The following is an 11,902-nucleotide window of genomic DNA, read 5'->3' on the forward strand; positions in this document are numbered from 1 at the left end:
CGGTCACAGGCTGCTGCCGAAGACGAGATACTTGGCGGCGGCGAAGGCGCGGCCGAAGATGCCGGCCTTCGGCACGTCCTGGGCGGCCACCACCGGCACCTCCTTGCCCGGGAATCCGGGGGCGGAGATCACCAGCTTGCCCACCGTGTCGCCCTTCTTGATCGGCGCCGCGACGGGGGCGTTGCTGACCAGCGACACCTTCATGCCGGGGCGGTCGGCGCGGCCCATGGTGACGCTCAGGTTCTGCGGCACGGTGACGGGAACGGTTTCCTGCTCGCCCAGCCAGACCGGCACCTGCTCGATCGTCTCGCCGCCCTTGTAGAGCGTGTAGGAGGCGAATTCGCGGAAGCCCCATTCGATCAGGCGGGCCGATTCGTCGGCGCGCGCCTGCATGCTGGGCAGGCCGTTGACCACCAGCAGCAGGCGGCGCCCCTCGCGCTCGCCCGACGCGGTCAGGCCGTAGCCGCCGGCATCGGTGTGGCCGGTCTTCATGCCGTCCACGTCCATGCCGCGGTACAGCAGCGGGTTGCGGTTGCCCTGGTTGATGCCGTGGTACTTGAACTCCCGGATCGAATAATAGTGGTAGTATTCCGGGTAGTCCTTGATCAGATGCTCGGCCAGGATCGCGAGATCGCGGGCGGTCATGTAGTGGTTGGGGTCGGGCCAGCCGGTCGAGTTGACGAAGTTGCTGCCCTTCAGCCCAAGCTCGCGCCCCTTGCGGTTGGCCTGCTCGGCGAAGGAGCCCTCCGACCCGGCCAGACCCTCGGCCAGCACGATGCAGGCGTCGTTGCCGGACTGGACGATCATGCCCTTGATCAGGTCGTCGACCTTGATGTTGTTGTGAAGCTCCACGAACATCTTGGAGCCCTGCATCCGCCACGCCCGCTCGCTGACCGGCAGCGTGCTTTCCAGCGTCAGGCGGCCGGCCTTGATCGCCTCGAAGGTCAGGTAGGCGGTCATGATCTTGCTCATCGACGAGGGCGCCATGCGCTCGTCGGCGTTCTTCTCGAACAGCACGGTGTTGGAGGTCAGATCGACCAGGATCGCCTGCTTGGCGATGGTGTCGATGGTCGCGGCCTGGACGGAGGCCGCGGTCATGCCGGCGCCTATCGTGGCCCCGGCCATCGCGATCCCGGCCGCCATTCCAACCGAAAGGGCAACGGAACGGCCGAAAACGGCGCACAGGCGGACGACAACAGCGTTCATGGCAACAATCCTCCAAGGGCACTCGGTCACAGGCGCTCGGCAGAGCGGTCGGGGGCGATCACAGTGGATATCGGCTGGCCGGTTCAATCCACCACGATTTTGGCCTCCGTAAGGCCGGCCTGTATGATCTGGTTGAGCAGGGTGTCGGCACGATCGACGCTGTCCAGCGGCCCGACCCTGACGCGATGCAGGGACATGCCGCCCGATCGCGTCAGGCTTACGCTGGCGCGCTGGCCCATGGCGGACAGCCGGGCGCGGGCCTTCGCCACATTCTCTTCGCTGCCGTAGGCGCCGACCTGCACATAGATCGACTCCCGCGGCTTCACCGGCATCTGCGCCACCACCGGCGCCGGCACGAACCGGCCTTCCGACATGCTGCCGGCGACGGTGGCGGGCGGCGGCACCGGGGCGCCGACCACCGCCGGGCGCGGCGCACCGGTCGAGGCTGAAACCAATGTGACCGGTCCGGACGGCCCGGTCACCTCGATCCGGCCGCGCGGGGCTGCCTTGGGCGGCGGACCGTCGATCTCCGCCAGCAGCGGCGCCGGGGTTCCCTGGCGCGCGGCGGCGGCGATGGCCCGGCTTTCCTCCGCCAGAATCTGCACGCGGACCTTCGCCGTGCCGGGACCGTCGAAGCCCAGCAGCTGGGCGCCGCGGCGCGACATGTCGATGATCCGGCCATTGGCGTAGGGGCCGCGGTCGTTCACCCGCACCACGATGGCCCGGCCGTTGTCCAGATTGGTGACGCGCACCAGGCTCGGCATCGGCAGGGTCCTGTGCGCGGCGGTCAGCTCGTCCTGGTCGTAGATCTCGCCGTTGGCCGTATTCTTCTCATGGAAGCCGGGCCCGTACCAGGACGCGATGCCCGTCTCGTCGTAGGTGTAGTCTTCCTTGGGATAATACCAGACGCCGGCAATCTGATAGGGCTTGCCCACCTTGTAGATGCCGCTGGTCGGCAGGCCCGAGCCGGTGCCGGCCGGCTTCTGCGCACAGGCGGCAAGCGTTGCCACGCCGACCAGCACGACGATCCTGCCCACCCCGCGCCAGCGACGCATCCGCCAAACCCCTCGATCTCCCGGTCGCCTCGAACCGCCAAGGCGGCGGCACTCTAGCGGAGTGGCACGGCCGCGCCAATGCCCGGAAACGCCGGGAAACACGATGACACAGCCGAGATATGATCCCGGAGATCAGGGCGCCGGAAACAGCGCCTCGGTGCGGCCCATCAGCCAATAGGCGGTCAGGCCGATCCATTCCCGCACCGCATCGTCCAGGATCACCAGATTCTGGCCGAACTCGAAGCGCAGATAGGGCTTGGCGCCGGTGCGTGTGCGGTAATCGACGGGGTAGGGGATCACCTCCCAGCCGACCGCGCGGAAGATGCCGACCGACCGCGGCATGTGCATGGCGGAAGTGACGAGAACCCAGCGCTCCCCCGGCGCCGGCTTCACCATGTCCTTGCTGAACACGGCGTTTTCCCAGGTGTTGCGGGATTGCGCCTCGTAGATCACGCGGTCGCCGGGGATGCCGGCCTGTGCCAATGCGGCGCGGGCGGTCACGTCCTCCTTGTATTCCTGCCCCAGCAGGCGGCCCGACCCGCCGGTGAAGACCGCCTTGGCGTCAGGGTGGCGGCGGACGAGGTCGGCGAAGCCCAGGATCCGCTCGGCCGCGTCGTTGAGCGAGGGATCGCCGCGGTCGGCGGTGATCGGCGGGTTGAGGGCGCCGCCCAGCATGATGATGCCATCGATGCGCCCCTCCGGCTCGGCCTTCGGAAAGCGGTTCTCCAGCGGCAGCGCCACCAGCGCGCCCAGCCCGGTGTAGGTGACCAGCAGCAGCAGGACCGCCGCCAGCGTCACCATCCGCTTGCCTGCCCGCTGCCAGCGCCGCGTCCGCAGCAGCAGCGCCCCTACGGCCACCGTCAGAACCAGCGCATTCCCCGGCGCCACCACGCCCCAAAGCAGCTTCGACAGGATGAAGGACAGCACCGCAAAGCCCATGGCCGTGGAGGGAACGCCAGCATAAGCGGGGCGGTGGTCCATGGGCAACGGCGCTAAACCCCCTCTCCCCCCCGGGAGAGGGTCGGGGCGAGGGGGATGCACATGTTGGATTCTTGAGGAAATGCCGCCGCGCTTCCCCCTCACCCTAACCCTCTCCCCGCTTTCGGCGGACCGGAGGTCCGCCTGTCGCGTCAGCGCAAACGTAGTTTGCGCGTGAGCGGGGGGGAGAGGGGGATCCTTCTCACGCCGCCGCCCTCACAGCCACCCGCCGCTCCACCATCCGCAGGCCATGCGCCCGGTACTGCGCCTGGACGATGGAGGCCCAGCCCATGCGGATCAGCGTCAGCTTCACCGTGTCCGACACGTCGTCGCCGGTGACGAGGTCGGTGACCTGCCACATCAACGTGTCGTCCACCGACCGCGGATACATCGCCGCCACCCTCAGCAGCCGCGCCATCAGCGCCGCCGTCGATTGGCGGCCCAGCCCCCGTTCGGCCAGCGTCAGCGCATCGTTCAGCGCCGCCAGTTCCCGCCGCGCCTTCACCGAGGCTTCGCCCGCCGCGCGACCCGTGCTCTTCCCGACGGTCATGGTCCGTCTCCCGCATTGCGATCCATGCGGGACAGTCTGTCGCCGCAATCCGAGGATCGCTGTGACGGCCGTCACTCCCCCACGGCTGCGGGGCTGGTTTTCCAGTGCGGACGTGCTACCTGAAGGCTTTACCGCTATAGTGCGACCGCCGCGGCCAGTCCGGATCGCCCGAAAGCCGCCAGAATGCCGAGGTTTTCCCCGACCGATGCTGTCCGCCCGCTCCAAGACGCCGACGCCGCCCGAAACCCCTGCGCCGGCCATCCCCAACAAGCGCGCCATCATCTCCCGCCGCAAGCTGTCGGGGGAGTTGGAGGATCTGGTCGCTGAACACGGCACCGGCGACAAGCTGCGCCCGGCGCTGATCGCCTGCTTGCGCAAGGCGTTGGCCGAGGGGCGGGCGGAGGTGCGGCGCCGCTTCGACGACGGCGGGTCGGGCGAGCAGTGCGTGCGGGAGAACTGCTACCTCGCCGACCGGGTGGTGGGCACGCTGGCCGACTTCACCGTCCGCTTCATCTTCCCCACCGCCAACCCGACCTCCGGCGAGGTGTTCGACGTTGCGGCCACCGGCGGCTACGGCCGTGGCGAGCTGGCGCCGTTTTCCGACATCGACCTGCTGTTCCTGCTGCCCTACAAGCGCACGCCGCGGGTGGAGCAGGTGGTCGAATACATGCTCTACATCCTGTGGGACCTGGGGCTGAAGGTCGGCCATGCCGTGCGCAGCGTCGACGACTGCATCCGCCAGTCCAAGGCCGACGTCACCATCCGCACCGCCATCCTCGAATCGCGCTATCTCTGGGGTCCCGGCAAGCTGTTCGCCGAGCTGCGCAAGCGCTACGACAAGGAGGTCGTCGCCGGTTCCGGTCCCGAATTCGTCGAGGCCAAGCTGGCGGAGCGCGACAACCGCCACCTGAAGATGGGCGACAGCCGCTATGTGCTGGAACCCAACCTGAAGGACGGCAAGGGCGGCCTGCGCGATCTGCAGACCCTGTTCTGGATCGCCAAGTACCTCTACCGCGTCGAGAGCGTGGACGAGCTGGTCGGCAAGAAGGTGCTGACGCCGGAGGAGGCGCAGCGCTTCGCCAAGGCGCAGAACTTCCTGTGGACCGCGCGCTGCCACCTGCATTACCTGACCGGCCGGCTGGAAGACCGCCTGACCTTCGACGTCCAGACCAGCATCGGCGCCGCCATGGGCTACACCGACCATGCCGGCACCAAGGGCGTCGAGCGCTTCATGAAGCATTACTTTCTGGTCGCCAAGGACGTCGGCGACCTGACGCGCATCTTCTGCGCGGCGCTGGAGGCCGAATCGAAGCGCCCGCCCAAGTTCAACCTGCTGCGGCTGGCCTCGGTCGCCCGGCGCAAGGACGTGGACGGCTTCATCGTCGACGGCGAGCGGCTGAACGCCCGCAGCGACAAGCAGTTCAAGGAACAGCCGATCGACATGATCCGCCTGTTCCACACCGCCCAGATCCACGACATCGACATCCACCCGGCGGCGCTGCGCTCCATCACGCGTTCGCTGTCGGCCATCGGCCCGAAGCTGCGCAACGATCCGGAGGCCAATCGCCTCTTCCTCGACATCCTCACCGGTCCCAAGGATCCGGAGATCACGCTGCGCCGCATGAACGAGGCCGGCGTGATGGCCCGCTTCATCCCCGACTTCGGCCGGGTCGTCGCGCAGATGCAGTATGACATGTACCATGTCTACACGGTGGACGAGCACACGCTGTTCGCCCTCGGCATCCTGCACAAGATTGCGTCCCGCGAGCATGCCGACGAGCTGCCGCTGTCCACCGAGGTGATCCACAAGGTGGTGTCGAAGCGCGCGCTCTATGTCGCCGTGCTGCTGCACGACATCGCCAAGGGCCGCGGCGGCGACCATTCCGTGCTGGGCGCCCGCGTCGCCGAGAAGCTCTGCCCCCGCCTCGGCCTGACGGCGGAGGAGACGGAAACCGTGGCGTGGCTGGTGCGCTGGCACCTCGCCATGTCCCACACCGCCTTCAAGCGCGACCTGGAGGACGACAAGACCGTCCGCGACTTCGTGGCGCTGGTTCAGTCACCGGAACGCCTGCGCCTGCTGCTGGTGCTGACTGTGGCGGACATCCGCGCGGTGGGGCCGCAGCGCTGGAACAACTGGAAGGCCACGCTTCTCCGCGAACTCTACAACCGCTCCGAAGAGGTGATGTCCGGCGGCATGACGGTGGAGGGCAGGGGACGGCGCATCCAGGCCGCCCAGTCCGCCCTGCGCGCCGAGCTGACCGACTTCGACGATGCCGCCTTCGAGCATCACAAGGGGCTGGGCTATCCCGGCTACTGGCTGGCCTTCGACACCGACACGCTGGCCCATCAGGCCCGCATCGTCCGCGAGGCGGAGCGGGAGCAGCGTCCCCTGACGGTGGAAACCCGCGTCGACCGCGGCCGCGCGGTGACGGAGGTGACGATCTACGCCACCGACCACAGCGGCCTGTTCTCCCGCCTTGCCGGGGCGCTGGCCGCCTGCGGGGCCGACATCGTCGATGCCCGCATCTTCACCATGACCAACGGCATGGCGCTCGACGTCTTCTCGGTGCAGGACGCCGCCGGCGGCGGTGCGTTCGAGAGCGGCGACAAGCTCGCCAAGCTGTCGGTGATGATCGAGAAGGTGCTGTCGGGCCAGCTGAAGCCGCTGAACGACCTGTCCACCCGCCGCACCACCCAGGCCAGCCGCACCCGCGTCTTCCATGTGCCGCCGCGCGTGCTGATCGACAACAACGCCTCCACCACCCACACGGTGATCGAGGTGAACGGCCGCGACCGTCCCGGCCTGCTCTACGACCTGACCCGCGCCCTGTCGAACCTGACCCTGCAGATCAGCTCGGCCAAGGTCTCCACCTTCGGCGAGAAGGCCATCGACGTCTTCTATGTGAAGGACGTCTTCGGCCTGAAGGTGACGCATGAGGGCAAGCTGGCGAAGATCAAGGAACGCCTGCTGAGCGCGCTGGACGACCCCACCGGCGACGCTCCCCCGCCCGCGACGGTGAAGCGGACAAGGACGAAGGTGACGGGGGCGTAAGGAAGGCCCTTCCGGAGCGGTAACCCTCTCCCGTAGCGGATACCCTCTCCCCCCCGGGGAGAGGGCTGGGTGAGGGGGATGCACATGCCGAACCTTGGTCGAAGTCCCGCCGCGCTTCCCCCTCACCCTGACCCTCTCCCCGGGGGGAGAGGGGAAGTGTCCCGGGGGTTTCGAGCCTCAAGGCGCCATGAACACGCTGACATGGCGGCCGACCTCGCCGCTCGTCTGGTCCTTGGCGATCACCGCCACATCCGTCGACCCCGACTTCACCGCCGCCGCCGGCACCTTCACGAACACGCGGTAGGTCGCCACCGAGTCGGCCTCGGCCCGCAGCGTCAGGCTGCCGCCGCTGCCGGCCTCGTCGTTGCCGGCCACCGACAGATGCGCGTCGCGCAGCCCATCGACCGTCACGGTATAGTCGCGGGCGATGTGCGTCTTGTTCAGCACCTTGATTGTGTAGGCGTTCTGCACCGACCCGTCGGACAGCGTCACGAACAGCGGCGCCCGGTCGCGCAGCACGCTGACGTCCAGCGTCGGGCGCAGCACCAGCGCGATCGCCATGGCGCAGGCCACGACCAGCATGATCAGCGAATAGATGACGGTGCGGGCACGCACCAGCTTCACCCGTTCCGGCTTGCCGTCGATCTTGGCGATCTGGTTGGACTGGGTGTCGAAGCGCACGAGGTCGATGGGCCGGCCGATCTGCTTCATCACGTCGTTGCAGGCATCGACGCACAGGCCGCAGCCGATGCAGGAGATCTGCTGGCCTTCGCGGATGTCGGTGCCGGTGGGGCAGACATGGACGCACTGCTTGCAGTCGATGCAGTCGCCCAGCCCCGCCGCCTTGCGGTCGTCCCAGCTCTGCGACTTGCGCAGCGGCGCGCGGCCCTCGCCGCGCCAGTCCTCATAGGTGACCAGGAAGGTGTCCTCGTCGACCATCGCCGACTGGAAGCTGCGCCACGGGCAGACATAGATGCAGATCTGCTCGCGCGCCCAGCCGGCGAAGAAGTAGGTGGTGAAGCTGAACAGCGCGATGAAGGTGGCGACGCCGCTGGTGATCTGCCCATGCAGCAGCTCGTTCATCAGCGTCGGCGCGTCGTTGAAATAGAAGACCCACGCCCCGCCGGTCAGCACCGAGATCGCCACCCACGCCGCATGCTTGGCCCCCTTGCGCGCCAGCTTGGCCCCGGTCATCGGCGCCTTGTCCAGGCGGATGCGGGCGGTGCGCGGCCCTTCGATCTTGCGCTCCACCCACATGAACAGGTCGGTCCAAACCGTCTGCGGGCAGGCGTAGCCGCACCAGATGCGCCCGGCCAGGGTGGTGGCGAAGAAGATGCCGAAGGTGCCCAGGATCAGAAGGCCGGTCAGGTAATAGACCTCCTGCGGCCAGATCTCGATCCACAGGAAATAGGCGCGGCGCCCGACCATGTCGACCAGCACCGCCTGGTCCGGGATGCCCGGCCCGCGTTCCCAGCGAATCCACGGCGTGATGTAGTAGATCGCCAGCAGCACGATTAGGGCCGCCCATTTCAGCTGGCGGAAGCGTCCCTTCACGTCTGCGGCATAGACCTTCGGCCGGTTGATGAACCAGTGCCGGCCCGGCTCCTCATGCTGGTCTGCGTGGGACGCTGCGGCCGGCTTGGCGGCCTGGGCAGGGCGACGGGTGAGGGTGGAGTCTTCTTGCGGAAGGGACATGGCGTGGTTCCTCGGCCGTCGGCGGCACGGGTGGCGTCAGCTTCGTCCCTTCTCCATAAGACTTCCGTCATGAAGCCGCATTGCGCGATGTCAATCCGGCCCCTTTTTCGTCTCCCGGCCCGCTCCTGCCGGCCCTCTCACACGGTCTGACCGCGCAGCTCCGCCAGCCCGTCGTGATAGGCGCGGTCGAACAGCGCCTCCAGCCGGGCGTCGGTGCCGCGCAGGCCGGCGACCACCGCATGCGCCCATTCGAAATACTCGACCTTGCGCGACAGCGGCCAGTCGGCGGGCGGGCTATGCGCCATGGAGCGCAGGTTCGACACCTTGTCGGCCAGCTTCACCAGCTTCGCCCGCGTCGAGGCATGCGGGGCGGCGTCGATCTGGTGCTGCTTGCGCTCGGCCTTCGACATGCGCTTGTCGTCGGTGGTCTCGGCGACGACCTGCACAACCTCGGCACCGAACAGCTGCTCGATCTCCTCATAGCTGGCGTCGGTGTCCTCCAGCGTGTCGTGCAGCAGCGCCGCAATCACCACGACCGGGTCCTTGCCCGCCGTCGCCTCCGCCACCAGCAGGGCCACTTCCGACAGGTGGTTGACGTAAGGCTCGGCGCGCACGCCCTTGCGGCGCTGGTCGATGTGCTTGTGCGCGGCGAAATCCAGCGCCCGCGCGAAATCGAGGAGGGGGGCGTTCGGCAATGAAGCGTTCTGCAGGCTCATGGTGTTCTCTCGGCTGGGGCATTACTCTCCGCTTGGTAGGACCGTGCGAAGGACCGCGCTCATGTTCACGAGTTTCTTCTTCGATCTGCGCAAGGCCGGCGTCCCCGTCTCGCTGACGGAGTACCTGACGCTCATGGAGGCCATGAAGCAGGGCACCGCGTCCTTCCGCGTCGAGGACTTCTATTACCTCAGTCGTGCATGCTTGGTTAAGGACGAGCGCAATCTCGACCGCTTCGATCGCGTGTTCGGCGCCACCTTCAAGGGCCTGACCGACGACACTCCCGCCGGCGAGGAGGTTCCCGTCACCGACCTGCCGGAGGAATGGCTGCGCAAGATGGCCGAGCGCTTCCTGACCGACCAGGAGAAGGCGCAGGTCCAGGCGCTCGGCGGCTGGGACAAGCTGATGGAGACGCTGGCCCAGCGTCTGGCCGAGCAGAAGGGCCGGCACCAGGGCGGATCGAAATGGATCGGCACCGCCGGCACCTCGCCCTTCGGCGCCTACGGCTACAACCCGGAGGGCGTGCGCATCGGCCAGCACGAGAGCCGCCACCGCCGCGCCGTCAAGGTGTGGGACCGCCGCGAGTTCAAGAACCTCGACGACCGGGTGGAGATCGGCACCCGCAACATCAAGGTGGCCCTGCGCCGCCTGCGCAAGTTCGCCCGCAGCGGCGCGGCCAGCGAACTGGACCTGCCCGGCACCATCCGCGCCACCGCCGCCAACGCCGGCTGGCTCGACCTGAAGATGGTTCCGGAGCGGCACAACACGATCAAGGTCCTGCTGTTCCTCGACATCGGCGGCTCGATGGACGACCACATCCGTCTGGTGGAAGAGCTGTTCTCCGCCGCGCGCAGCGAATTCAAGCACCTGGAGCACTTCTACTTCCACAACTGCGTCTACGAGGGCGTCTGGCGCGACAACGCGCGGCGTCATACCGAGCGCATCTCCACCTGGGACGTCCTGCACACCTATCCCGCCGACTACAAGCTGGTCTTCGTCGGCGACGCCGCCATGAGCCCCTACGAGATCGTCTATCCCGGCGGCAGCGTCGAGCACTGGAACGAGGAAGCCGGTCAGGCGTGGATGCAGCGCCTGCTGTCGGTCTACGGCAAGGCGGTGTGGCTGAACCCGACCCCGCCGCAATACTGGGACTACACGGAAAGCACCCGCCTGCTCCAGCGCCTGATGGGCGGACGCATGTTCCCGCTGACGCTGGAGGGGCTGGACGGGGCTATGCGGGAGTTGGGGAGGTGATGAATTGCTTTTGCTTTTATCGCTTTAAATAGTTTATGTGCGCAATAACTACATACATTGCTATTGTCCCAAGACACGTGTTCTGGTGCGATATTTGCTTCGTGCCGGCAACCGGTGACTAGCTGAGTGGAGCCCCGGTACTCTCCATCATAGCGAGCGTGAACTCCGTTGATCAGTGGTGAGACTACTTCAGCGCCAGAGCCGTAAACAAAAATTCCGCAGTTTACGCGCCCGCCACTCCATACGCCAGTCCGGATGAATTATTCGGGCTGGCGACTAGCGGGCTAATGGCGAAAGCTCAAAGTTATGGCGAGCATCGTAGATAATGGACGTCTCGATCTGGTCGACACCTTCTCGGTTGGTAAACTGGTCGAGTGCAAGGTCCCGCAAATGTTCAGTGTCGCGGACGACGACATGTGCAACGACATCATACTGTCCCGAGATTAGGAAAATGGATCTAACCTCGTTTATCTGCGCAACCTCCTGCATGAAGCGATCAACAATCCTGCGATCATGTTTTGACAGTTTAAGCATGAAGATGGCCTGAAGGCCGACCCCGAACTGCCGCAAATCGCATTCGAGATGGCTTCCTCGAATGACTCCGAGTCCTTCCATCCTTTTGATGCGCTCGTGGCAGGTCGACGCCGCCAAACCAATTTGAGCTGCGATCACCTTGTTGGGAGTCTGCGCATCCTTCTGCAAAAGGCCCAGAATCTCGAAATCTATTCGGTCAAGCTGCAATTTTTATCTCCTGCTTTCGAATTATATTCGAGTGATTTGCCTAACATATCGTACAACTATCGACACCGCAACACAATTTGCGGATCAAATTCGTCATCTCTGCCACTGTATCGTAGTTAATTCGCCTTTATTGAATCGTGGGCGCGTGAGGGGGGCTCCATGCTGTTGACATTGATTAACCATCCGACACCGGCATTCACATTGGTATCAAAAGCAGATCCAGAGGAGCGTATCTTCCTCGGAAATGTTTATCGTCAGACAATGCCAGTCAGTTTGGCAAGAGTGGCTGCAATCATTGAGGCCGAGATAGGCATTGATGTTAATATTCTTGATTTGAAGACACTCAATCCCAACCAGGAAACGGTCTACAAACAGGTGGACCTTGGAGATCTGTTCGCGATAGTTACCAGAATCGGCGCGGAGTTCGAGAAGGCGCGCGATACCATATTGAATTCAGATTGGATCGGCTTCTCGAACCATTTCACGTTCGAGTCCGGCATCATCCGCGATCTCATCGTAACTGCTCACGTGGCTGGCTGGGCCTGGGCTGTTGCCCAGGCGCTGCGCGCATTGGGGGTGGTTGGTGATCCGGTGTTGCGTTGGTGGGGCGGACGTGAGTCAAAGGCGGGATGACGATCCCGCCGCGCTATCGCCTGA

10 protein-coding genes are annotated in these 11,902 nt (G+C 65.8%); 3 read left to right on the top strand and 7 right to left on the bottom strand.

Annotated elements, in window-relative coordinates:
• Positions 1-3 precede the first annotated feature (3 nt).
• The 4 genes from VD964_RS08190 to VD964_RS08205 form a co-directional block, all read right to left on the bottom strand.
• Complete coding sequence (locus tag VD964_RS08190; protein ID WP_324867411.1) at positions 4-1,206, bottom strand: D-alanyl-D-alanine carboxypeptidase family protein; 1,203 nt, start codon at positions 1,204-1,206, stop codon at positions 4-6.
• Positions 1,207-1,289: 83 nt separating this feature from the next.
• The gene (locus tag VD964_RS08195; protein WP_324867413.1) at positions 1,290-2,261 is read right to left on the bottom strand and encodes a septal ring lytic transglycosylase RlpA family protein; all 972 of its coding nucleotides are present in this window, start codon (positions 2,259-2,261) and stop codon (positions 1,290-1,292) included.
• A 132-nt stretch (positions 2,262-2,393) separates the two neighbouring features.
• The gene (locus VD964_RS08200; protein ID WP_324867415.1) at positions 2,394-3,242 is read right to left on the bottom strand and encodes a YdcF family protein; all 849 of its coding nucleotides are present in this window, start codon (positions 3,240-3,242) and stop codon (positions 2,394-2,396) included.
• A gap of 199 nt (positions 3,243-3,441) precedes the next feature.
• Entirely contained in the window at positions 3,442-3,789 is a 348-nt protein-coding gene (locus VD964_RS08205; RefSeq protein ID WP_324867417.1) for a hypothetical protein, read from the bottom strand.
• Between the two features lie 205 nt (positions 3,790-3,994).
• On the opposite strand from VD964_RS08205, the gene VD964_RS08210 reads away from it, so the two are divergent.
• Entirely contained in the window at positions 3,995-6,841 is a 2,847-nt protein-coding gene (locus VD964_RS08210; protein WP_324867419.1) for a [protein-PII] uridylyltransferase, read from the top strand.
• 177 nt (positions 6,842-7,018) lie between these two features.
• Here the strand turns inward: VD964_RS08210 and ccoG are convergent, their stop codons facing one another.
• On the bottom strand, positions 7,019-8,536 hold the full coding sequence (gene ccoG, locus VD964_RS08215; RefSeq protein WP_324867421.1) for a cytochrome c oxidase accessory protein CcoG: 1,518 nt from the start codon (positions 8,534-8,536) through the stop codon (positions 7,019-7,021).
• Positions 8,537-8,673: 137 nt separating this feature from the next.
• A complete protein-coding gene (locus VD964_RS08220) occupies positions 8,674-9,252 on the bottom strand; it encodes an HD domain-containing protein (protein WP_324867423.1) in 579 nt (192 codons plus the stop codon).
• A gap of 61 nt (positions 9,253-9,313) precedes the next feature.
• Between VD964_RS08220 and VD964_RS08225 the strand changes: the two genes are divergently transcribed.
• On the top strand, positions 9,314-10,504 hold the full coding sequence (locus VD964_RS08225) for a VWA domain-containing protein (protein ID WP_324867425.1): 1,191 nt from the start codon (positions 9,314-9,316) through the stop codon (positions 10,502-10,504).
• Between the two features lie 276 nt (positions 10,505-10,780).
• On the opposite strand, the gene VD964_RS08230 is transcribed toward VD964_RS08225, so the two are convergent.
• Positions 10,781-11,245: an Lrp/AsnC family transcriptional regulator gene (locus VD964_RS08230; RefSeq protein ID WP_324867427.1), complete on the bottom strand. Its 465-nt coding sequence runs from the start codon at positions 11,243-11,245 to the stop codon at positions 10,781-10,783.
• A 159-nt stretch (positions 11,246-11,404) separates the two neighbouring features.
• On the opposite strand from VD964_RS08230, the gene VD964_RS08235 reads away from it, so the two are divergent.
• Positions 11,405-11,878 (top strand): hypothetical protein, encoded by a 474-nt coding sequence (locus VD964_RS08235; RefSeq protein ID WP_324867429.1) that lies wholly within the window; start codon positions 11,405-11,407, stop codon positions 11,876-11,878.
• Positions 11,879-11,902 lie beyond the last annotated feature (24 nt).

Origin of the sequence: Azospirillum sp. (assembly GCF_035628975.1) — a bacterium.
Classification (GTDB): domain Bacteria; phylum Pseudomonadota; class Alphaproteobacteria; order Azospirillales; family Azospirillaceae; genus Azospirillum.